Consider the following 22,309-nt stretch of genomic DNA (forward strand, 5'->3'; position numbering starts at 1 on the left):
GGACTAAAGATGAAAATTTTGCTAACTGCCATAAATTCTAAATTTGTTCACAGTAATTTAGCTGTCAAATATTTAAAGGAATTTACAGCTGATCTACCATATGAGGGGAAAATTAGAGAGTTTTCTATAAATTATAGGGTAGAGAATGTATTAAAAGAAATAATAGAGGAAAAACCTGATGTAGTTGCATTTTCAACTTATATATGGAATGTGGAGATGGTTACTCGTTTAGCTAATCTAATTAGTATGCTAGATCCTAAAATAGAATTATTATATGGTGGACCAGAGGTATCTTTTGATAGTAGAGTATTTTTAAAAGATAATGTTGGGCATTATATAATTGAAGGAGAAGGTGAAAAGACATTTAGAGAATTTGTGGAATTTAAATTAGGAAATAAAAATATTGATAGCATAAAAGGACTGCATTATAGACACGGAGATAATATTTATTCTAATTCAAGTAGGCCTTTAATGGATATGGATGATCTAGTCTTTCCATATAGAGAAGAAGATGATTTAAATAATAAAATAGTTTATTTCGAAGGAAGCAGAGGATGCCCATTTAATTGTAAATATTGCTTGTCGTCAACTACTCATGGAGTTAGATTTCATTCAGTTGAAAGGTCTCTAAAGGAGCTCCAGTTCTTTATTGATAAAGAAGTGACTTTGGTAAAATTTGTGGATAGAACTTTTAATTGTAATCATAAATATTCCATGGCTATATGGGATTTCTTAATTAATTCAGATACTAAGACACAATTTCACTTTGAAATATCAGCAGATATACTAAAAGAAGAAGAGATAGAACTTCTAAAAAAAGCGCCAGAGGGTAGGTTTCAATTCGAAGTTGGAGTACAAACTACTAATGATCAAGTTCTTAAAAATATAAATAGGTTCGTGAATTTCAGCGATATAAAGGAAAAGGTTGTAGAATTATTATCAATTAGAAACATAAAGCAACATTTAGATTTGATTGCAGGACTACCAGGCGAAGATTATATTTCCTTTGTTAGATCATTTAATGATGTACATAGTATAAGACCTGAGGAAATTCAACTTGGCTTCTTAAAACTTCTTAAAGGTTCGTCTATGAGGGAAGAGAGTGGAAAGTACGGTATGAAATATTCCCCTTATCCTCCATATGAAATATTAAGTACGGATACATTATCTTATGAGGAGTTAATTAAGCTGAAAAAAGTTGAAGAAGTGGTAGATAAATATTATAATAGTCACAAATTCAATAATATTCTTAATTATTTTTATTCGAAATTTGAGACTCCTTTTATATTCTTTTCTGAATTAGGTGATTTTTTTGAAATGAAGGGTTACTTTAATAGAAATATTGGGAACTCAGAATATTATAAAGTTTTTTTAGATTTTAATATGGAAGTACTGAAGGCGGATAATAGAGTCTTGAAAGACGTTATAAAATATGATTATTTAAGTTTTAATAAAAAAAGAGGAATACCTAGCTATATAAAAGGGGAAATTAATGATGATATTCACAAAAAAATAAAAGATAAATATAGAAGTGAATATTCATTTAAAGAATATAGTGTTGAAAATTTCTCCATAGATATGGACAAATATTGTAATAAAAATGTTATAATAAACACAGAAAGTTATTACTTGGTAGGGAATAATGGAGAAATGATAAGAATATTCTTTTAACTGACATTAAAAAAAGTAATAAAATGTTGAAAAAAATAGGGATGAGTGTATAATGAGAATATGGGACAAAGTAATTAATACTATATAAAGCATTAATACATATTTTGTTCATATGACACAAGTTAAGGGCATGAAGGTGGTGATATTTTGGCATTAGATGCAATTAAAAAAGTGAAGGATGCTGAGGCTGAAGCAGACCAAATGATTAAGGATGCAACAGCAGAAGCAAAAGAAAGTGTTCGATTAGCCAAGGAAGAATCTGAAAAACAATATGATGAAGTTTTAGACCAGGCGAAGAGAAAATGTAGTGGTATCTTAGAAGAAGCATTGGCTGAAGGAAATAAGGACGCAGAACCTATATTAGCTAACGGCGTGAAGGATTCAAAGGATATTTCTAGCATAGTTAAAGAAATTAAGAATAATGCTGTTAAATTAGTGGTTGAAAGGATAGTGAAGGTAAATGGCAATAGTTAAAATGAATAAATTCACTTTGTTAGCCTTTGAATCACAAAAAGCTGAGCTTTTAGAAAAGTTACAAAGCTTTTCAGAAGTAGAATTCATTAATTTACAAGATGATGATGTTATCGAGAATAATGAAATGCTTATTGACCTGTATAAGGACGATTCAGGTTCACAGTATGCAAAGTGTGAAGAAAAATTATCTATGGCTAAATTTGCTCTCCAGTTTTTAGAAGAGTATATTCCTAAAAAATCAGGATTTAAGGCAATGAAGGAAGGAAAGAAGGAATTAACATTAAAGGAGATTGAAGATCAGGTGCTAAAAAGTAGCTGGGAAGAAATCTATGATAAAGTTAAGGATAAGGAAGATAGTATAAATGGTTTAGACAATAAGATAACTAAACTACAAACAATAATTGATACCATGACTCCATGGGAAAAATTAGATGTTTCTTTTAAAGATCTATCTTCAATGAAAACTCCTCACTTCTTAGGAAGTATTCCTAAACAATATGAAGAAACTTTTGCTTTAGAAATTACTGACTCATATGTTGAAATTATATCTTCAAATAATCAAGATTTATTCTTTTTAGTTATTTGTGGAGAAGATAAAAATGAGGAAATTGCTGAAAAATTAAGAGAGTTTGGATTTAGTCAATTCAAGACAGAATTAACTGATGTTCCTATAAAACTTATTCATGATAGCATGGATAAGATTGAAAAACTTCAATCAAAAAAGTTTTTTGTTTGTGAATCATTATCAGCACTAGATGAAGAACATAAGCTATTTCAATTAGCTTACGACTATTATGATAGTATGGTCATTAGAAAAGAAGCCGTTAATAATTTTTTGAAAACAGAAAATGTTACGATTATTCAAGGTTGGCTTCCGATAAATGAAAATGAAAAATTTAAAAATATAATAGAAGAAACATTAGCAGGGGATTTTTACTTTGTTTTTGAAGATGTAAAGGATGAAGAAATTTTAGATGTTCCTATAAAATTACACAATAACAGTCTAAATAATCCTTTTGAAAGTATCACAGAAATGTATAGTGTCCCAAGATATGACGAAATAGATCCGACACCACTTCTTACACCATTTTACTTATTGTTCTTTGGAATGATGGTAGCAGATGTAGGTTATGGATTAATTCAACTAGTAGCAACATTAGCTGCTCTTAAATTATTTAAATTTGATGAAGCTACAAAGAAATTTGTTAAATTTTTCTTTTATTTAAGTTTTCCAGTAATAGGATTTGGACTTATTTATGGTTCTTTCTTTGGAGATTTTATAAAGTTTAAGGGTTTAATAAATCCTAATACAGATGTTAATACAATACTTATTGCATCAATAGTATTTGGTATTGTTCAGATATTCTGTGGTTTAGGAATAAAAGCATATATGCTTATAAGAATAGGCAAATATAAAGACGCATTTTATGATGTAGGTATTTGGGTTATTACCCTTATAGCTATAGGTATACTACTTGGTGCTGGAACCTTAGGATTATCTGATTTAGGTAAGAATATTGCAATGGGTGTTATGATATTTGGAATGCTTGTAATTATACTTACTGCAGGACGAGAAATGAAAGGCAAAGGTGCTCAATTAGGTCAAGGAGTTTATGCATTATATGGAATAACTAATTATGTTGGAGATCTTGTATCTTATACAAGATTGATGGCACTAGGACTTGCTGGTGGTTCCATTGCAAGCGCATTAAACTTAATAATAGATATGGTGCCAGGAGTAGCAATATTTATAGCAGGACCATTAATATTTATATTAGGACATTTATTTAACTTAGGGCTTTCTCTATTAGGTGCCTATGTGCATACTTGTAGATTGCAATATGTTGAATATTTTGGAAAATTCTACGAGGGTGGAGGAAAAGCAATTACTCCATTCAAAACAAATAATAAATACATTAATTTAAAAAGAGATTAGGAGGATTATACATGGAAGCAACTTGGATTCAGTTTTTTATTGATAATAACGGAGGGTTTATCTTCGGAGCATTAGGTATTGCATTAGCAGTTGGTATGTCTGGTATAGGTTCAGCAAAGGGTGTTGGTTTAGCAGGTCAAGCTGTTGCAGGTCTTTTAACAGAACAACCAGAAAAGTTTGGTAAAGCTTTAGTACTTCAATTATTACCAGGTACACAAGGTCTTTATGGATTTGTTATAGGGTTTGTAGTTTTAGGTAAATTAGATACATCTCTTACATTCCAACAAGGACTTTACTTGTTCTGTGCTTGTTTACCAATAGCTATAGCTGGGTTATTCTCAGGTATTGCACAAGGTAAAGCGGCGGCTTCTTCAGTTCAAATTTTAGCTAAGAAACCAGAACATAATACAAAGGGTATTGTTCTAACAGCAATGGTAGAAACTTATGCTCTTTTAGGATTCGTTATATCATTCTTATTAGTTAACAATTTATTCTAGGATTGGAGAAGTGAAGTTATGTCAAATGTAAGTAATCTGACTTCTAAAATCCTAAAGGATGCAGAAGAAAGAAAAAATAGTATTTTAGCTGCAGCTGAAGATGAAAAAGCTAATATTCTTAAAAAGAAAAATAACTCTGCAAAATTAGTAGAAGCGACAATGTTAGATAAAGCTATTATTGAAGCTAAAACAAGAAAAGAAAGAATCATTTCTAGTGCTTTACTTAAGGCAAGAAATGAAAAAATCAAAGCAAAGCAGGGTATTATACAGGAAGTTTTTGAAAAAAGTATAGAAGAACTTTGTAATTTAAGTAAAGATGAATTTATCGCTTTTCTTAAAAATAGCATATTGTCATTAGATATATCCGGTGATGAAAAACTAATTCTTAATGAACAAGGAAAAAAAGTTGTTGATGAAGTTTTAATCAAGGAAATAAATAATGAACTTGCTCTAAAGGGCAAAAAAGGTGAGTTAACTATAAGCTTAGAAATAAGAGATTTTAAGGGCGGATTTATTTTAGAAAGAAATGGTATTGAAATAAATAGTACTTTTGAAGCTTTAGTAAACTCATTAAGAGATGAATTAGAACTTGAAGTGGTAAAGGAACTATTTGGTTAAGGAGGTTAAATAATGGATGTTATGGAATTTACTCAAGTTATTCCAAGAATTAGAGTATTGGAAACTAGACTCCTTGATAAGGCCAAGATTGACAGAATGATAGATTCTAATTCTGCACAAGAGGCATTAAAGGTGCTTCAGGAAACAGAGTATGCAAATGTTATGATAAATGTTAAAAAAACAGAAGATTATGAAGAAATGTTAAGTGCTGAACTTAAGAGAGTCTATCATGAGGCTTATGACATGTCCCCATTAAAATCTCTTGTAGATATAATGAGCATTAAATATGATTATCACAATATTAAGGTTATGTTAAAGGGAATGTTTCTTAAAAAGGATTTTTCTTATATGTTGATACCTGTTGGAATGATTGAAGTTTCTAAATTAAAACTTTCTATAGATACAAATAGCTTAACTGATTTTAATCCAATTATGAGAAAAGGTATTGAAGTAGCTATAGATGATTTTAATGCTAAAGGTGATCCTCAAAGGATTGATATTATATTAGATAAAGCTATGTTTGAAGAGATGGTAGAAATAGCGAAGAAATTAGAGGATGATTTTACCCGAAAATATGTTGAAGTTTTAATAGACTTAACTAATATAAAAAGTCTATTAAGAGTTAAAAAGCAGAATAAGGGTAGAGAGTTTTTCTTAACTTTAGTTATAAATGGAGGCTCTATAGATAATGACAAATTAGTGACTTTACTTAATGATGCAGTAGAAAATGTTTCAAGTAAGCTATCATATACTAACTATGCTGAAGTGTTAAAACAGGGCATAGACCAATATGTAGTTAGTGGATCAGCATCTCTTTTAGAGAAGTTAATTGATAATTATATTATGGGAATGATGAAGAATGCTAAGATGATAACTTCTGGTGGAGAGCCTTTACTTGCATATATTTATGCAAAAGAAACTGAAATAAAGGTAGTAAGAATTATAATGGTTGGCAAGCTCAATAATATTACTGAGGAAGTAATAAGAGAAAGGCTGCGTGATATTTATGTTTAAGAAAATCGGTGTAGTTGGAGACAAAGATTCAGTTTTAGCCTTCAAAGCATTGGGAATAGATGTATTTCCAGTTACTGAGCCTGATGAAGCTAGAAAAACTATTGATAAATTAGCAAGAGATAATTACGCAGTAATATTTGTAACTGAACAAGTTGCAAAAGAAATTGAAGAAACAATTGAAAGGTACAATAAAGAGACACTTCCTGCTGTAATATTAATTCCAAGCAACCAAGGAACATTAAATATTGGTATGCAAAGAATTAGTGACAATGTAGAAAAAGCTGTAGGTGTTAATATCTTATAGAAAGGTAGGTTGATTAGGTGAAGACCGGAACGATAATTAAAGTTTCTGGACCTTTGGTAGTTGCTGGAGGGATGGAAGAAGCTAATATATATGACGTATGTAAAGTTGGAAAGATGGGTCTTATCGGTGAAATTATCGAAATGAGAGGCGATAAGGCATCCATCCAAGTATATGAAGAAACATCTGGAATAGGTCCTGGGGATCCTGTTACTACAACAGGAGAACCACTAAGTGTTGAACTTGGACCTGGACTTCTTGAATCAATGTTTGATGGAATACAAAGACCTTTAGATGCATTAATGGAAGCAGCTCAGTCTAACTTCTTAAAAAAGGGTATTTCAGTTCCATCATTAGACAGAGAGAGAAAGTGGGAATTTAAAAAGGTAGTTGAAATCGGAGATGAAGTTAATCCTGGCGATATAATTGGTACAGTACAAGAAACAACAGTTATTATGCAAAAGATAATGGTACCTTATGATGTAGCAGGAAAGATTAAAGAAATCAAAGAAGGCCAATTTACAGTTATTGACACAGTTTGTATTATAGAAACTGCTAAGGGTGACAAGGAAGTAACATTAATGCAAAAATGGCCTGTAAGAAAAGGTAGACCATATGCAACTAAGTTGAATCCAATAGCACCAATGATCACAGGACAAAGAGTTATAGATACATTTTTCCCAATAGCTACAGGTGGCGCAGCTGCAGTTCCAGGTCCTTTTGGGGCTGGTAAGACAGTAGTTCAACATCAAATTGCTAAATGGGGAGATGCAGAAATCGTTATTTACGTTGGCTGTGGAGAACGTGGTAATGAAATGACTGACGTTTTAAACGAATTCCCAGAACTTAAAGATCCTAAAACAGGGGAAAGCGTAATGAAAAGAACAGTTCTTATTGCAAATACATCTAACATGCCAGTTGCAGCAAGAGAAGCGTCAATATACACAGGTATTACAATTGGAGAGTATTTTAGAGACATGGGCTACTCAGTAGCAATTATGGCTGATTCTACTTCAAGATGGGCAGAAGCTCTAAGAGAAATGTCTGGTAGACTTGAAGAAATGCCTGGGGATGAAGGTTATCCTGCTTACCTAGGGTCAAGAATTGCTGACTATTATGAAAGAGCCGGTAAGGTTATATGTTTAGGTAAGGATCAAAGAGAAGGATCAATTACAGCGATTGGGGCTGTATCACCTGCAGGTGGAGATATTTCAGAACCAGTTACTCAATCAACTTTAAGAATTGTTAAAGTGTTCTGGGGACTAGATGCAAATCTTGCTTACCAAAGACATTTTCCATCAATTGACTGGTTAACATCTTATTCGTTATATGCAGATACTGTAGATGGATGGATGGATAAAAACATTAAAGAAGATTGGTCAATATTAAGAAAAGAAAGTATGTCATTACTTCAAGATGAAGCATCTTTACAGGAAATTGTAAGACTTGTTGGTGTCGATGCATTATCAGAACAGGATAGATTAAAGCTTGAAATTGCTAAGTCAATAAGAGAAGATTACTTGCAACAAAATGCTTTCCATGAAGTAGATACCTACACTTCACTTAATAAGCAATATAGGATGTTAAAGCTTATAATTGAATTTAAGAGAGAAGCAGAAAAAGCACTAGAAGCAGGCGTGTACTTGAATGAAATTTTAGCTCTTGAAGAAATAAGAGATAGAATTGCAAGAAGTAAATACATTGTGGAAGAGGATTTAGCTAAAATAGATAAAACTAATGTAGACCTAAAGGCTGAAATCAAAAAGTTAATTAGCAGCAAGGGAGGGTTACAAGATGCTTAAAGAATACAAAACAGTTACTGAAGTAGTTGGCCCTTTGATGATTGTTGCAGGTGTTGAAGGGGTTAAGTACAATGAACTAGTTGAAATAGAACTTCAAACTGGAGAAATGAGACGAGGTAAGGTTCTTGAAATTAATGGATCCAATGCAATGGTTCAAATCTTTGAGGGTTCCACAGGAATTAACTTAAAGGGAACTAAGGCTAGATTCTTAGGAAAACCTCTTGAAATTGGTGTATCAGAAGATATGCTAGGTAGAGTCTTCACTGGTATGGGTAAACCAAATGATAATGGTCCTGAAATAATACCAGAAAAAAGAGTAGATATAGAAGGAGAGCCTATTAACCCAGTTGCTAGAGATTTTCCATCTGAATTTATTCAAACAGGAATTTCAGCTATTGATGGACTTAATACGCTAGTTAGAGGACAAAAATTACCAGTGTTCTCTGCATCAGGACTTCCTCATGCACAACTAGCAGCTCAAATTGCAAGACAAGCAAAGGTTCTTAACTCAGATGCTAAGTTTGCTGTTGTATTTGCAGCTATAGGTATTACCTTTGAAGAAGCTCAATTCTTCGTAGATGAATTTAAAGAAACAGGAGCAATAGATAGATCTGTTCTATTTATGAATCTTGCATCTGACCCAGCTATCGAAAGAATAGCTACTCCAAGAATGGCATTAACCACAGCTGAATATTTAGCTTATGAAAAAGGTATGCACGTTCTTGTTATAATGACTGATATTACAAACTATGCAGAAGCATTAAGAGAAATATCAGCTGCTAGAAAAGAGGTCCCAGGCAGACGTGGATACCCTGGATACTTATATACTGACCTTGCTACTTTGTATGAGAGAGCGGGAAGACTAAAAGGTAAAGAAGGGTCTATTACACAAATTCCAATATTAACAATGCCTGAGGATGATAAAACTCATCCAATTCCAGATTTAACTGGATATATAACTGAAGGTCAAATAATTCTTTCAAGAGAATTATATAAGAAGGGTATTGTGCCTCCAATAGACGTTTTACCTTCACTTTCAAGACTTAAAGATAAGGGTATTGGTAAAGGAAAGACTAGAGAAGATCATGCAGATACTATGAATCAATTATTTTCAGCATATGCTCAAGGTAAGCAAGCAAAGGAATTATCTGCAATCCTTGGAGAGTCAGCTTTGTCAGATGTTGATAAAAAGCTTGCAAAATTTGCAGAAGCTTTTGAGCTTGAATATGTATCTCAGGGCTTTACTACAAATAGAACCATCGAAGAAACTTTGGACTTAGGTTGGAAACTATTAAAGATGATACCAAGATCTGAGCTTAAGAGAATCAGAGATGAATTCCTTGACAAGTATATGCCAAGAGAGGAGTAGTGTATGGCAAAACTTAATGTGAATCCTACTAGAATGGAACTTTCAAAACTAAAAAAAAGACTAGCAACCTCAACAAGAAGTCATAAACTCTTAAAGGATAAGCAAGATGAATTAATGAGACAATTCATTATTTTAATTAAATATAATAATACTCTAAGAAAAGCAGTTGAAGAACAACTAGAGGGTTCTTTAAAGGATTTCGTTATGGCGAGAGCTTTAATGAGTTCGGAATTTTTAGAGGAAGCTATAGCATATCCTAAAGAACATATAACTGTTGAAGTAGGCACAAAAAATGTTATGAGTGTATCTGTTCCTGTAATGAACTTCAAGCGTGAACTTGAAGGAGATGAGGGTAGCATTTATCCTTATGGATTTGCCAGCACTTCTTCAGAACTAGATGATGCAATATCCAAGCTTTATGGAATACTTCCAAAGCTACTTGAACTTGCAGAAGTTGAAAAGTCATGCCAACTTATGGCTGATGAGATAGAGAAGACAAGAAGAAGAGTTAATGCTCTTGAATATATGACAATTCCCCAGCTTCAAGAGACTATCAAGTATATTAGAATGAAACTTGATGAAAATGAAAGAGCTTCTATAACTAGACTTATGAAAGTTAAGAGCATGATCGAACAAAGAGTAGATTAAAAAGCTTCCTTAGGGAAGCTTTTTTTCTTTATATAATATAGATAAAAAAGAATATTAAGATTTTTGTAATTGCTAAAAAAAGTCGATAATAGTATAATCCATTTATAAGATTAAAAAAAGTTGTAAAGAAAGACATAAAAGGTAAGGAGCAAAATTAAATATGCAATATATTAAACCACTTGTAGCGACTTTCTTAATTGTATACTTTGTTATGCCAATGTTAATGAAGCTAGCAAATAAGTTGGAGTTTACAGATAAACCAACAGAAAGAAAGAAACATAGAGGAGAAATTCCATTATGCGGAGGCTTTGGAATATACATAGGCTTTTTTATAATGTATTTTATATTTATGAAAGAAAATAGAAGTGAACAAATATGGATATTTATAGCGGCTACATTAATTTTTTTAATTGGTATAGTAGATGATTTTTATAAGGCAAAAGGCAAGGAATTTCCTATATATCCAAGACTTATTATACAAATACTTGCGGCTATATTAGTATTTAAATCGGGGATTGTATTTGAAGGTTTTGCTAACCCTTTTACAGGACAATATGTTTTATTATCAGGGGGAGTACAATTCGTATTAACAATCATATGGATTTTTGGAGTTACAACAGTAATTAATTGGTCAGATGGTATGGATGGACTTGCTGGGGGAATCTCTTTAGTATCTTCAATTACCTTTTTTATAGTAGCAATAATATTAGGGCAAGGAGAATCAGCAATGTTCTCTATAATCCTTTCAGGTACTATGATAGGATTCTTAATGTATAATAGGCATCCTGCAAAAATATTTATGGGAGATTCAGGAGCAAACTTAATTGGATTTTTACTCAGTATAATCGCAATTGATGGAGCTTTTAAGCAAACCACAGTTTTGAGTTTGTTTATTCCTATTTTAGCTTTAGCAGTCCCTATTTTTGATAATTTATTTGTTATAGTTAAAAGATTTTGGGAAGGTAAACCAGTATATGAGGCGGATAGGAGTCAAATACATTATAGGCTAGAGGAAAAAGGTTTTTCTATAAATCAAACAGTAAGCTTTATTATTGGTATAAGTGTAATATTTAGTACTATATCTATCATACTATTATTAATTAAGCATTAAAATTTATTTACAAAGATAAAAATATAGTATACAATGTATGAAAGTGAATATAAACTTATCATGAGTGGTGGAGGGAATGGCCCGATGAAACCCAGCAACCGGTATGTATTATCATATGTATATTTGGTGCTAAATCCTGCAGCGGAAGCTGAAAGATAAGGGTTGTTTTATAGTATAGTAAATTATTATACCTAAAGGATACCCTTTAGGTATTTTTTGTTATATAGCCAATAAGGTAAGTAGCAAAGCGAATATTTTAGCAACTGAAAATAAAAAATAATTTGATATGGGGGAGTATATTATGGAAAAAGTTGAAAGTTTTGAATTAGATCACAGAAAGGTTAAAGCACCTTATATAAGAAAATGTTGTTTGCTCGATGGAGAAAAGGGAGATAAGGTAACTAAATTTGATATAAGATTTCTTCAACCTAACAAAGAAGCTTTTGGAACAGCAGCAATGCATGGACTTGAGCATATTTTAGCTCATTCACTTCGAGATAAGCTTGAAGGAATAATAGATTTATCACCAATGGGCTGCAGGACTGGATTTTATTTAAGCATCTGGGGAGATAGAGAACCAGCAGAGATAAAAGAAGCTGTAGAATATGGATTAAAGATTGTATTAGAATCTAAGGAAATTCCAGCAGCTAATGAAATTCAATGTGGAAATTATAAGGATTTATCACTATTTGGAGCTAAAGAATATGCTAAGGAAGCCTTAGATAGAGGTTTTTCTCTTAACATATATGGGGAGTAAGAAGTGTTAAAGCTTAAGATGGTTAGAATACCTAAGGATGAAGTCCTTAGGTATTTAGGCTATAAGAAGCAGGAAATTGAAGAATCCTTAAATAAGTTAATTGATGAAACTATTGAAGAGTCTAAAGAATTGCTACTTCCAAAGTTTGTTTATGGAAGCTATAAAAACAAATTACAAGATAATGGCGTATTGCTAGAGGGCACCAATTTAGTTCTTGAAGGAAAAGATATTAAGGAACATTTAAAATATTCAAATGAAGTTAGTGTAATGGCAGTGACAATAGGCAGTAAAATAGAGACGAAAATAAAATTCTATGAAAAAAGCAATCTCACTAAAGCATTAATATTAGATTCATGTGCTACAACAGCTGTGGAAGAAGTTTGTGATCAAATAGAGGATTATATAAAGATGGAAGCAAACAAAAATAATTTATCAATAACCTTTAGGTACAGTCCTGGGTATGGAGATTTGCCTTTAACTATACAAGGTGAAGTTATAAGCATTTTAAAGGCAGATAAGACAATAGGCCTGACAGTATCTGACCATCATATACTATTTCCCAGGAAATCCGTCACAGCTATCATAGGATTAATACCAATGGGGCATGAATTAAAAGAAAAAGGATGCAAAACTTGTAAAAACTATGAAACCTGTGGATTCAGGAGAGAGGGGATTATTTGTGGATCTTAGAGAATATATAAAAAATAATATCCTTGTAATTGATGGAGGCATGGGGACCATGCTTCAAGTAAAAGGGCTAAAACTTGGAGAAACTCCAGAAGTGTTTAACATAGAAGAGGCAGAAATAATAAAAGATATTCATAAAGATTACATAGAAAATGGTGCTATGGTTCTTACTACTAATACCTTTGGAGCAAATGAATTAAAACTTGAACATTGTGAATACAGTGTTGAGAAAATAATTGATGCAGCTATAAATATAGCTAAGGAAGCAAGAGAAGATAAAAAGATATATATAGCTTTAGATATTGGACCAATAGGGCAACTTTTAGAACCTATGGGAACATTGAGTTTCGAAAGAGCCTATGAAATATTTAAAAGACAAATTGTTCAAGGTGTTAAATCAGGGGCTGATTTAATTATTATAGAAACAATGACAGATTTATATGAGGCTAAAGCTGCGGTACTTGCAGCAAAAGAAAATTCAAACCTTCCTATACTATGTACAATGTCATTTGAGGAAAATGGAAGAACTTTTACAGGCTGTACTCCAGAAAGTATGGCAGTAGTTCTAGAAGGATTGGGTGCAGATGCGGTAGGAGTTAATTGCTCTTTAGGACCTAAGGAGTTATTACCAATAATAAAAAGAATAGTAGCAGCTACTAATATACCTGTAATGGCACAGCCTAATGCTGGATTACCTGAATTGCGATTGGGGAAAACTATATTTAATGTTACTCCGGAAGAATTTGCATATTGGGTAGAAAAGTTTGTTTGCGAAGGGGTTAGTATTATAGGCGGATGCTGTGGTACTACACCAGAGTTTATCAAAAAACTTAGGGCGATAGCAGATAATAACAAGAGGCTTAAGAGAGATAAAATAACATATTCTTGTATTTGTACTCCTTCAAATATGCTAAAAATAGAAGGGGTAAAGATAGTTGGCGAAAGAATAAACCCTACAGGTAAAAAGTTATTTCAGCAGGCTTTAAAGGATAATAACTTAGATTATATTTTAAAGCAAGCAATAGATCAGGTAGAAGCTGGGGCTGATTTGTTAGATATTAATGTTGGATTACCTCAAATAGATGAAAAGGAAATGATGATTAAAGTAATCAAGGAAATTCAAGGAATTATGGATGTACCTCTTCAAATAGATTCATCAGACCCTGAAATTTTAGAGGCAGCATTAAGAATATATAATGGGAAGGCATGTGTTAACTCAGTAAATGGAGAAGACGAAGTTTTAGATAAAATACTTCCTATTATTAAAAAATATGGAGCAAGTGTAGTTGGACTAACTTTAGATAAGCGAGGAATTCCCCCTACTGCTAAGGAAAGATTTGAAATTGCAGAAAAGATAGTAAATAAAGCAAAGGAATATGGAATAGATAAGAAAGATGTATTTATAGATTGTTTGGTCCTAACAGCATCTGCGCAACAAGCAGAAGTTCAAGAAACATTAAAGGCAGTGAGACGAGTTCATGATGAATTAGGAGTTAAAACTCTACTTGGAGTTTCTAATATATCTTTTGGACTTCCGTGTAGAGATCTTATAAATGAAACTTTTCTAGCAGCCGCACTTGCTAATGGATTGGATTTACCTATTATGAATCCTAATAGTACAGGAATGATGGATGTAGTTAATTCTTATAAAGTATTAGCTAATATTGATAAGGGTTCAGCAAATTTCATTTCTATCTATGGTGGAGCAAAGGTAGATAGAAGTGTCAGATTTAAATCTGGTAAAAATGATAATAATTCTACTGATGAAAGGGATCTAAAATACATAGTTATAAAGGGATTAAGAGATGAAGCAGCAGGAGAAACTAAGGAACTACTAAAAACAAATACTGAACTTGAAATAGTTAATAAACTCCTAATTCCTGCATTAGATGAAGTAGGTAAAAAGTTTGAAACGGGAGAAATTTTTCTTCCACAGCTTATACAATCGGCTGAAACTGTAAAAAAGGCCTTTGAAGTTATAAAAGCAAGTCTTATATTAAATAATTCTGCTAGTATTTCAAAAGGAAAAATAATTTTAGCTACAGTTCAGGGAGATATACATGATATAGGAAAAAATATAGTTAAGGTTATCCTTGAAAATTATGGGTATGAGATAATAGATCTTGGCAAAGATGTTCCCGTTGGGACGGTAGTAGATGCAGCATTAAAAAATAACGTGGGATTAGTTGGACTAAGTGCACTAATGACAACCACTTTAAAGAGTATGGCAGAAACTATAAGATCCCTAGAGGAAAATGGATACAAAGGAAAAGTATTTGTTGGTGGAGCAGTTTTAACTCCTGAATACGCAAAGGAAATAGGAGCAGATTATTATGCTAAGGATGCAAAGGAAGCTGTTGAAGTCGCAAGGCAAATATTTAATTAATTAAATATAACTTTACTAGGCTGTTTTAAGGGGATTAGATTCACTTTAAAACAGCCTTTTTTATTTACAAAAAACTTTACATGCGTGTACATATTTGGTATGCTAGTGTATATTCATCGTAAAGAGGGGGCATATAAATGAACAGTAGAACAAAACAAATGGTATATGCAGCATTATTAACTGCATTAGCAATTATTATTCCAATACAATTTTCTTTTTTAAGAGTTTATTTTCCACCATTTAGTGCTACATTAGCATCGCATGTGCCTATGTTTATGGCGATGTTTATTTCACCATTTGTGGCAATAATTGTTGGGGTCGGATCAACTTTAGGATTTTTCCTTACAGGACTACCTTTGCCAATAGTAGTAAGAGCTGCTACACATATTTTAGTTGGATATATTGGGGCTAAAATAATTCAAAAAAATAAAAATTATGTTAAAGCGGTAGTAATTACGGCTCCTATACATGGACTAGCCGAAGCTTTAGTCGTAATACCTTTTGTAGGATTTGCTGATTATAAATTTTTAGTTTTTATGGCTGGTTTCATAATAATACATCATACTGTTGATGCTATAATTTCTTTCGTTATAATTAAAGCGTTAGCCAGAGCTAGAAGGAAAAGTATATATAACACTTTCTTAGAAGTTAAAGAAGCAGCGTAAATAAATATTGTAGGAGCTAAATCAGGAGTATAAAAGTATACTCCTGATTTTTTTATATTTGGAGTATATATTAAATAGCCTTTATATTATTGAGAATTAGGGCTATAATAAGAGTATGATACTAAGAGATAGAGGTAAAATATGAAGAAGAATATGCGAGAAGAAAAAGAAATTTTAATAGAAAAAAGAGAACTTATCAAAGAAGAAATTCAGGAGAAACAGTCGAATATAAATGCAATAGAACAAAAGGTTAAGAATATTAGTAGGGAATCAGGAGGTGGATATAGTGAAGAAAAGGAAACTACTGATAAGGTTTATGAAGTTCTAACTAGAGAAATTACTAGTTATGAAGACGTGTTAAAGGAACCTTATTTTGGTAGAGTAGATTTTAGAGAACATAGAGGATTAGAAGAAAGTATATACATAGGCAAAAAAGGAATAAGTAATGTTAAAAAGGGTGAAGAGGTTGTAGTAGATTGGAGAGCTCCTGTTGCAGACCTTTATTATAGTGGAACAGGAGGAGAAGCCTTTTATAAAGCACCAAATAGAATTATTGAAGGTGAACTGAGCCTTAAAAGAAAATTTTTATTTAATGACGAGGAAATAGAGAAGGTTTTTGATGAGGGAATTAATGAACTTATGATCAACGGAGAAGCTGGTCAAGGATTAATTGATGAACTGTTGAAAGTTAATCTAGAGGAGAGCCGAGGTAAAAAACTTAGAGAGGTAGTTGCAACAATCCAAAAAGAACAAAATGAAATTATAAGGTGGCCTAAAAATCTGCCTATTATTGTTCAAGGTTCTGCAGGATCTGGAAAAACTACCATTGCCCTACATAGACTTGCTTATTTAATTTATAGGTATAGAGAAACTATGGAAGGTAAAGATATACTTGTACTTGCACCAAACAAATTGTTTCTAGATTATATTTCAGATATTCTTCCAAGCCTTGGGGCATCTCAAGTTGAGCAAGATACATTTGAGGAGTTAGTATTATCTAAGCTTAAAATAAAAAGCAAGATATATAATAAGGATGAAAAGCTTAAAAGTATAATGGAAGAAAAAGATGAAGATAAGAAAAAACTTATAGTAGATTCAAGTGAAATAAAGGGTAAGTTAATCTATAAAGCTATGATAGATAGATATATTACTTTGGTTGAAAGCAAAGAATTAGATATCGAAGATATAATTGTAGCAAATGAGGTACTATTTAGTAAAAAAGAAATACTTAGATTATATTTGAAGGATTTAAAATCGTACCCAATTAATAAAAGAAAAGATGAGATTAAAAGATATCTTAATCTTAAAATAAAAGAACGGGTAAACGTACTGCTTTATAAAACAGATCTTCAGTGGGATATTAAAATAAAAGAAGTAAGACTAAGCGGTGAAGATTCAAAGGAGAGACGAGAAGCGCTAATTGCGGTGTATGATGAGAGAGATAAGATAAAAAATGATATTTCTAAAAATGCAAAAAAGCAATTAAATCTATATTTCAAAAATTGGAGAGGAATAGGATCAAAAGATATTTATTATAACTTCTTTAATGATGAAGAATTATTTTCTATAGCAACTGATAATGAAATCCCTGATGACTTATATAAATTTATGAGGGACGAGTTTAATGAAAATTATGAGAATAACATTATAGATGAGGATGATTTGCCTACTCTTTTATATATAAGAATTATCCTTGAAGGAATAGCAGAATCAGAAAAATTTGAACATATAGTAGTAGATGAAGCTCAAGATTATAGTCCTTTCCAAGTTTTTCTTGTAAATATGATTGCTAAGAGGAATTCTTTAACTTTAGTTGGGGATTTGGCTCAAGGGATATATTACTATAAGGGAATAAAAACTTGGGATGATATTACATTAGGATTGTTTAACGGAGAGGCAACGTATGTTCAATTAACTCAAAGTTACAGATCAACTGTTGAAATTATAGAGCTTGCACAGGGTGCATTAAATGCACAGAATCTTGGACTTAAAAATGCTAAGCCTGTATTAAGACATGGAGAGAAACCTTATATTAAAAAGGTTAGTCATGAGGATGAATATCCTAAGACTATTGATGAAATAATAGATGAAGTTAAAAATAAGGAAAAAAGTACTGTGGCTATTATAACTAAAAATAGCGAGGAAGCTTTAATATTAGATAAAATTCTAAAAAAGAAGAGTAAATATTCCTTTGAATTAATTAAGGGAAAAGAGAAGGAAGTTCAAAAAGAATTAATAATAATTCCTTCATATTTAACTAAAGGATTAGAATTTGATGCAACTATTATATTTAATCCAAGCACAGAAACTTATGGAGACAATTTATTAGATCAAAGGTTATTATATGTCTCTTTAACTAGAGCTCTTCATTTGGAATATGTTATTGAAAAAGATAATATTACGACTTTACTAGAACCTTATAATGTAAAGGGCTAAAATTCTTGTAATAAAGAATTCATACTAGTATAATAAAGATTATAAGATAATTGGTATTTGGAGGTAAAGATATGACAGCTGAAAAGTTAAAGGATAATATTTACTCGGTAGGAGTAAAGGACCCAGGATTAAGAGTTTTTGATATTATAATGGAAACTAAAAGAGGAACTACATATAATTCATATGTAATTAATGATGAAAAAGTAGCTCTAGTGGATATTTGCAAAAATGGATTCTATGATGAATTTAAAGGTAATTTAAAGGAAGTTATAGGAAATAAAAAGTTAGATTATGTTATAGTTCAACATACAGAGCTAGATCATAGTGGAACAATAAAGATGTTAATTAAAGATTATCCAGAGATTATTGTTGTAGGAACAAGAAGTGCTTTAAGCTTTTTGGACAATATAATAAATGAATCGTTTAATAGATTAGAGGCAAAAGAAGAATTAAATTTAGGTAATACAACATTACAATTTATTGCAGCACCAAATTTACATTGGCCTGATACTATGTTTACATATATAAAGGAAAAGAATGTATTATTTACTTGTGATTTTACTGGATGTCACTATTGTCCAGAAAAGTCAATTGAAGAAGTAGGAGCAGAGGAATATTTTGAGGAAATGAAGTATTATTTTGAATGTATAATGGGACCTTTTAAGCCATTTGTACAAAAAGGCCTTGAAAAAATAAAGAATTTAGATATAGATATTATGGCTCCTAGCCATGGACCGATTCATAGGGGTGAAAGTGTAGCTAAAGCATTAAAGTTATATGAAGAATGGGCTATAATAGAACCAGTGAATCCTAAGAAAGTGGAAATATTTTATATAACAGCCTATAAAAACACAGGCGATATGGCTAATTACTTAAAGAAGAAGATAGAAGAAAAGGGATTTGAGGCAGGAGTTCATGAAATAACTTCCATGCCTATAGAAGAAGCTATAAAGTTAATCGAAAAGGCTAAGGGATTGATGATTGGTTCTCCAACAATAAATTCTGATGCAGTTAAACCAGCGTGGGATTTACTATCTTTAGTTAACCCTGTCATTAACAGAGGAAAGGCAGCAATGGCCTTTGGTTCTTATGGATGGAGTGGTGAAGGTGTACCTATGCTAACAGATAGACTTAAATCTTTAAAGTTTAAAATTGTAGAAGGTGGATTAAAGTTTAAATTTGTACCATCTGAAGAAGATTATAAAAGAGCTGATGAAATGGTTGAAGATTTTATAAAGTTAATGTAGAATATATTTTAATAAGACACTTATTTAGAATAAGTGTCTTATTATTTGAAAAATTTATAAATTTATATAAAGAGGTGAAATTAATGGAAGAAAATGAAAAAGAGGAAAAACAAATAATGTCTTTTAAAGATGAGGATGGAAATAAAGTAGATCTTGAAGCAATAGCTAGAATATTTGTTGAGGAAACGGAATATGTTTTATTAGCACCTTTAGATGAAGAAAGTGAAGATGTATTTGCTTTTAGAATAGATATTGTTGATGAAAAAGAAGAATTAAATCTTGTTGAAGATGATAAAGAATTCGAAAGAGTAACAAAGGAATATAAGAAGCTTTTATATTAAGGAGTTGTGAAATCATGGAAGTTACAGAAATAATGAATTTTCTAGAAGATAATGGATTATCAGAAATAAAAGAGTTAAAAGTCAAAGAGGATTTTATTGTTATAAAATGCTATTATGATTTTGACAAAGAGGAGATATCCGCAGCAAGAGCGTATTCTAATGAAGAAAGCGATGCTGAAGAAGAAAGTGATGAATGGTATAAGGATTGGTTTTTTTCATATTTATATGATATAGCTAAGGACAATGTAGGAGAGATATTAGAGGAGACTGAAGAAGAGTTTGAAGTCTCGAGTATGTATAAAGTATTGGATAATGAAGCAAGTAGTTCAGAGTACGTTAAGTTTATTACTATATTTTGTAATGATACCTTTGAAGGTGATTTAGAAGACGTATTAAAGGATTACATTTAACCTTATAATTTCCATTGCAATATGAATACCTTGTGCTATAATATAAACATAACCTTCCTGAGATGTGCGCATAGTTTAATATGTTCAACCTACATAATTGATTCGGGATTCGCAAAACTTTTGCTGATGTCGTGCTTCCATTTTATGATGAAGAAGGCTGACGTAAGATGAGCTTAACCCACCTGCTAACAGCGGGTATGGATTTTTAAACAAACGGCATTTTGGGAAATATATGTATATAAGACCTCAATATTTTATATTGAGGTTTTTTTGCTGTTGTATAACTATGCATCATATTTACATGACTACATTAAGCAGAAATTTTTTCGCACTGAAAATGTTTATTTCTCTTTTTATAGCGTTTATATAGATTCTTTTGATATATATAAACAAGCTTGTCCAAATCGGTAGAAAGTTTTATCATAAATTTGTTTGTAGGGGAAAGATAGGTTAGTAAAAAGTTTAAGAGCCTCTTTTTTCTTTTTATCCTTTTAGTTAACTGGTTTTTATACATTTTATCCACCTCTTTTTACAAATTTTGTAATTCACTTAGTAAAATAATTATATCATAATGACTAATTATGTAAACTGTATTCGTTTTTCAATAAAATACAATAAATTACATAAATTATTAAAAAAATCACAGTAATATAACTTAAATTAGACCTGTATGTAGATAAAGGTAAGGAAGATAAAAATAAACGCTATAAAAAAATAAAATCTTATGATTTAATGGCAAAGGTTGATAAATTGAGAGAATATAGGTAAAATAAGCTTATAACTTAATTAAAGGAGTTGTACTAATGGACGTAGATTCAATGAAGATAGAAGCAGTAATAGAGAAGATAAATATGTTATACAATAAGAGTAAAGAGGAAGAGTTAACTACAGAGGAAAAAGAATTTCAACAAAAGTTGAAAAAAAGATATATTGATAATGTAAAACGTAATTTCAGAGGACAATTAGAGGGAATTGAGTTAAAAAAGAAAAAGTAGGAGGATCTTACGAAATGGCAGTAACGGTTGAGAAACTAATTAAGGATTTCGAGCTTGAGGTTTTAATAGAAGGAAACCTAAAACCAGAAATTACAGTAAATGATATAAATAGGCCAGGGTTACAATTAGCAGGATTTTATAATTATTTTGCTCCTGAAAGGCTACAGATTATTGGAAAGGCTGAATGGAGTTTTTTAGATGATATGAAAATAGAACTTAGACGAAAGAGGCTAAAAAAGTACTTTAGTTTTGACATGAATTGCGTAATAATATCAAGAGATTTAGAACCTCATGAGGAGCTTGTAGAATACGCTAAGAAAAAACAAATATGGCTACTTAGAAGTAATTTTGTAACTACTAAGTTAATGAGTAGGCTTACAATTTATCTTGCAGAGAAACTAGCACCGGAAACAAGACTACATGGTGTATTGGTAGATGTTTATGGTATAGGTATTTTAATAACTGGAGAGAGTGGAATAGGTAAGAGTGAAACTGCATTAGAGTTAATTAAGAGAGGACATAGATTAGTAACTGATGACGCAGTTGATATAAGGGAAATAGATGGAGATCTTATAGGTTCATCACCAAGGGTTACAAGAGGTATGCTTGAGGTTCGTGGTATTGGAATTATAGATGTTCCAACTTTGTATGGATTAAGCTCAGTTCAAGAAGAAAAACAGATAACATTGGCTATGCATTTTGAACACTGGCAAGATGATAATGACTATGATAGATTAGGAATAGATGATAAATATGAAGATATATTAGGGGTTAAACTTAGAAAACTCACAATACCAGTAAGACCTGGTAGAAATATAGCAGTAATAATAGAAGCAGCAGCAGTTAATTATAGACATTCATTAATGTCAGAAGAAACATCTGTAGATATTATAGAAAGTAGAATGGATGAAGTGGCTTTGGAATAAACTAGAGTATATTTAAAT

Annotated in this window: 22 protein-coding genes, 1 other RNA gene and 1 riboswitch; of the genes, 22 read left to right on the plus strand and 1 reads right to left on the minus strand. The window is 31.4% G+C overall.

What is annotated here, in order from left to right:
• Nucleotides 1–9: 9 nt before the first annotated feature.
• From CLVI_RS04585 to ssrS, 20 genes are all read left to right on the plus strand, one after another.
• A complete protein-coding gene (locus CLVI_RS04585; RefSeq protein WP_106058949.1) occupies nt 10–1,671 on the plus strand; it encodes a B12-binding domain-containing radical SAM protein in 1,662 nt (553 codons plus the stop codon).
• A 147-nt stretch (nt 1,672–1,818) separates the two neighbouring features.
• Nucleotides 1,819–2,145 carry an ATPase gene (locus CLVI_RS04590; protein WP_106058950.1) on the plus strand — a complete coding sequence of 109 codons (327 nt, stop codon included), beginning with the start codon at nt 1,819–1,821 and terminating at the stop codon, nt 2,143–2,145.
• Complete coding sequence (locus CLVI_RS04595; RefSeq protein ID WP_106058951.1) at nt 2,132–4,081, plus strand: V-type ATP synthase subunit I; 1,950 nt, start codon at nt 2,132–2,134, stop codon at nt 4,079–4,081. Before CLVI_RS04590 ends, CLVI_RS04595 begins: the two co-directional genes overlap by 14 nt.
• A gap of 11 nt (nt 4,082–4,092) precedes the next feature.
• Nucleotides 4,093–4,578, plus strand: coding sequence for a V-type ATP synthase subunit K (locus CLVI_RS04600; protein ID WP_106058952.1), 486 nt, complete (start codon nt 4,093–4,095; stop codon nt 4,576–4,578).
• Nucleotides 4,579–4,596: 18 nt separating this feature from the next.
• Nucleotides 4,597–5,196, plus strand: coding sequence for a V-type ATP synthase subunit E (locus tag CLVI_RS04605; RefSeq protein ID WP_106058953.1), 600 nt, complete (start codon nt 4,597–4,599; stop codon nt 5,194–5,196).
• 12 nt (nt 5,197–5,208) lie between these two features.
• Nucleotides 5,209–6,210 carry a V-type ATP synthase subunit C gene (locus CLVI_RS04610; protein WP_106058954.1) on the plus strand — a complete coding sequence of 334 codons (1,002 nt, stop codon included), beginning with the start codon at nt 5,209–5,211 and terminating at the stop codon, nt 6,208–6,210.
• Nucleotides 6,203–6,514: a V-type ATP synthase subunit F gene (locus tag CLVI_RS04615; RefSeq protein WP_106059049.1), complete on the plus strand. Its 312-nt coding sequence runs from the start codon at nt 6,203–6,205 to the stop codon at nt 6,512–6,514. Before CLVI_RS04610 ends, CLVI_RS04615 begins: the two co-directional genes overlap by 8 nt.
• Before the next feature lie 17 nt (nt 6,515–6,531).
• Nucleotides 6,532–8,313, plus strand: coding sequence for a V-type ATP synthase subunit A (locus CLVI_RS04620; protein WP_106058955.1), 1,782 nt, complete (start codon nt 6,532–6,534; stop codon nt 8,311–8,313).
• Nucleotides 8,306–9,682: a V-type ATP synthase subunit B gene (locus CLVI_RS04625; protein ID WP_106058956.1), complete on the plus strand. Its 1,377-nt coding sequence runs from the start codon at nt 8,306–8,308 to the stop codon at nt 9,680–9,682. The genes CLVI_RS04620 and CLVI_RS04625 overlap by 8 nt, the downstream gene beginning before the upstream one ends.
• A gap of 3 nt (nt 9,683–9,685) precedes the next feature.
• On the plus strand, nt 9,686–10,330 hold the full coding sequence (locus CLVI_RS04630; RefSeq protein WP_106058957.1) for a V-type ATP synthase subunit D: 645 nt from the start codon (nt 9,686–9,688) through the stop codon (nt 10,328–10,330).
• 160 nt (nt 10,331–10,490) lie between these two features.
• Complete coding sequence (locus tag CLVI_RS04635; protein ID WP_106058958.1) at nt 10,491–11,441, plus strand: MraY family glycosyltransferase; 951 nt, start codon at nt 10,491–10,493, stop codon at nt 11,439–11,441.
• A gap of 52 nt (nt 11,442–11,493) precedes the next feature.
• A riboswitch (SAM riboswitch) is annotated at nt 11,494–11,603 on the plus strand.
• Nucleotides 11,604–11,742: 139 nt separating this feature from the next.
• Entirely contained in the window at nt 11,743–12,198 is a 456-nt protein-coding gene (locus CLVI_RS04640; RefSeq protein WP_106058959.1) for an S-ribosylhomocysteine lyase, read from the plus strand.
• Nucleotides 12,199–12,216: 18 nt separating this feature from the next.
• The gene (locus tag CLVI_RS04645; RefSeq protein ID WP_170065596.1) at nt 12,217–12,888 is read left to right on the plus strand and encodes a vitamin B12 dependent-methionine synthase activation domain-containing protein; all 672 of its coding nucleotides are present in this window, start codon (nt 12,217–12,219) and stop codon (nt 12,886–12,888) included.
• Nucleotides 12,878–15,271: a homocysteine S-methyltransferase family protein gene (locus CLVI_RS04650; RefSeq protein ID WP_106058961.1), complete on the plus strand. Its 2,394-nt coding sequence runs from the start codon at nt 12,878–12,880 to the stop codon at nt 15,269–15,271. The genes CLVI_RS04645 and CLVI_RS04650 overlap by 11 nt, the downstream gene beginning before the upstream one ends.
• Nucleotides 15,272–15,408: 137 nt before the next feature.
• Nucleotides 15,409–15,936, plus strand: a complete 528-nt coding sequence (locus CLVI_RS04655; RefSeq protein WP_106058962.1) for an ECF transporter S component — start codon at nt 15,409–15,411, stop codon at nt 15,934–15,936.
• A gap of 141 nt (nt 15,937–16,077) precedes the next feature.
• Nucleotides 16,078–18,372 (plus strand): RNA polymerase recycling motor HelD, encoded by a 2,295-nt coding sequence (gene helD / locus CLVI_RS04660; RefSeq protein ID WP_106058963.1) that lies wholly within the window; start codon nt 16,078–16,080, stop codon nt 18,370–18,372.
• A 71-nt stretch (nt 18,373–18,443) separates the two neighbouring features.
• Complete coding sequence (locus CLVI_RS04665; RefSeq protein ID WP_106058964.1) at nt 18,444–19,619, plus strand: FprA family A-type flavoprotein; 1,176 nt, start codon at nt 18,444–18,446, stop codon at nt 19,617–19,619.
• 83 nt (nt 19,620–19,702) lie between these two features.
• A complete protein-coding gene (locus CLVI_RS04670) occupies nt 19,703–19,960 on the plus strand; it encodes a DUF1292 domain-containing protein (RefSeq protein WP_106058965.1) in 258 nt (85 codons plus the stop codon).
• Nucleotides 19,961–19,974: 14 nt separating this feature from the next.
• Complete coding sequence (locus CLVI_RS04675; RefSeq protein ID WP_106058966.1) at nt 19,975–20,370, plus strand: hypothetical protein; 396 nt, start codon at nt 19,975–19,977, stop codon at nt 20,368–20,370.
• Nucleotides 20,371–20,421: 51 nt separating this feature from the next.
• Nucleotides 20,422–20,602, plus strand: a non-coding RNA gene (gene ssrS, locus CLVI_RS04680) — 6S RNA.
• 78 nt (nt 20,603–20,680) lie between these two features.
• Here the strand turns inward: ssrS and CLVI_RS04685 are convergent.
• On the minus strand, nt 20,681–20,884 hold the full coding sequence (locus tag CLVI_RS04685; RefSeq protein WP_106058967.1) for a Spo0E family sporulation regulatory protein-aspartic acid phosphatase: 204 nt from the start codon (nt 20,882–20,884) through the stop codon (nt 20,681–20,683).
• Between the two features lie 289 nt (nt 20,885–21,173).
• Between CLVI_RS04685 and CLVI_RS04690 the strand changes: the two genes are divergently transcribed.
• Together CLVI_RS04690 and hprK are read left to right on the plus strand one after the other, a co-directional pair.
• Nucleotides 21,174–21,365, plus strand: a complete 192-nt coding sequence (locus CLVI_RS04690; protein ID WP_106058968.1) for a DUF896 domain-containing protein — start codon at nt 21,174–21,176, stop codon at nt 21,363–21,365.
• Between the two features lie 14 nt (nt 21,366–21,379).
• Nucleotides 21,380–22,291 (plus strand): HPr(Ser) kinase/phosphatase, encoded by a 912-nt coding sequence (gene hprK, locus CLVI_RS04695; protein WP_106058969.1) that lies wholly within the window; start codon nt 21,380–21,382, stop codon nt 22,289–22,291.
• Nucleotides 22,292–22,309 lie beyond the last annotated feature (18 nt).

Source organism: Clostridium vincentii (assembly GCF_002995745.1).
GTDB classification, from domain to species: Bacteria; Bacillota; Clostridia; order Clostridiales; family Clostridiaceae; genus Clostridium; species Clostridium vincentii.

Bases quoted from the DNA above. Each gene is read 5' to 3' on its own strand.
- CLVI_RS04600 (WP_106058952.1), top strand. From the start codon at position 4,093: ATGGAAGCAACTTGGATTCAGTTTTTTATTGATAATAACGGAGGGTTT.
- CLVI_RS04585 (WP_106058949.1), top strand. From the start codon at position 10: ATGAAAATTTTGCTAACTGCCATAAATTCTAAATTTGTTCACAGTAAT.
- CLVI_RS04675 (WP_106058966.1), top strand. From the start codon at position 19,975: ATGGAAGTTACAGAAATAATGAATTTTCTAGAAGATAATGGATTATCA.
- hprK (WP_106058969.1), top strand. From the start codon at position 21,380: ATGGCAGTAACGGTTGAGAAACTAATTAAGGATTTCGAGCTTGAGGTT.
- helD (WP_106058963.1), top strand. From the start codon at position 16,078: ATGAAGAAGAATATGCGAGAAGAAAAAGAAATTTTAATAGAAAAAAGA.
- CLVI_RS04635 (WP_106058958.1), top strand. From the start codon at position 10,491: ATGCAATATATTAAACCACTTGTAGCGACTTTCTTAATTGTATACTTT.
- CLVI_RS04630 (WP_106058957.1), top strand. From the start codon at position 9,686: ATGGCAAAACTTAATGTGAATCCTACTAGAATGGAACTTTCAAAACTA.
- CLVI_RS04665 (WP_106058964.1), top strand. From the start codon at position 18,444: ATGACAGCTGAAAAGTTAAAGGATAATATTTACTCGGTAGGAGTAAAG.
- CLVI_RS04685 (WP_106058967.1), bottom strand. From the start codon at position 20,884: ATGTATAAAAACCAGTTAACTAAAAGGATAAAAAGAAAAAAGAGGCTC.
- CLVI_RS04655 (WP_106058962.1), top strand. From the start codon at position 15,409: ATGAACAGTAGAACAAAACAAATGGTATATGCAGCATTATTAACTGCA.
- CLVI_RS04595 (WP_106058951.1), top strand. From the start codon at position 2,132: ATGGCAATAGTTAAAATGAATAAATTCACTTTGTTAGCCTTTGAATCA.
- CLVI_RS04625 (WP_106058956.1), top strand. From the start codon at position 8,306: ATGCTTAAAGAATACAAAACAGTTACTGAAGTAGTTGGCCCTTTGATG.
- CLVI_RS04670 (WP_106058965.1), top strand. From the start codon at position 19,703: ATGGAAGAAAATGAAAAAGAGGAAAAACAAATAATGTCTTTTAAAGAT.
- CLVI_RS04610 (WP_106058954.1), top strand. From the start codon at position 5,209: ATGGATGTTATGGAATTTACTCAAGTTATTCCAAGAATTAGAGTATTG.
- CLVI_RS04645 (WP_170065596.1), top strand. From the start codon at position 12,217: ATGGTTAGAATACCTAAGGATGAAGTCCTTAGGTATTTAGGCTATAAG.
- CLVI_RS04605 (WP_106058953.1), top strand. From the start codon at position 4,597: ATGTCAAATGTAAGTAATCTGACTTCTAAAATCCTAAAGGATGCAGAA.
- CLVI_RS04615 (WP_106059049.1), top strand. From the start codon at position 6,203: ATGTTTAAGAAAATCGGTGTAGTTGGAGACAAAGATTCAGTTTTAGCC.
- CLVI_RS04690 (WP_106058968.1), top strand. From the start codon at position 21,174: ATGGACGTAGATTCAATGAAGATAGAAGCAGTAATAGAGAAGATAAAT.
- CLVI_RS04640 (WP_106058959.1), top strand. From the start codon at position 11,743: ATGGAAAAAGTTGAAAGTTTTGAATTAGATCACAGAAAGGTTAAAGCA.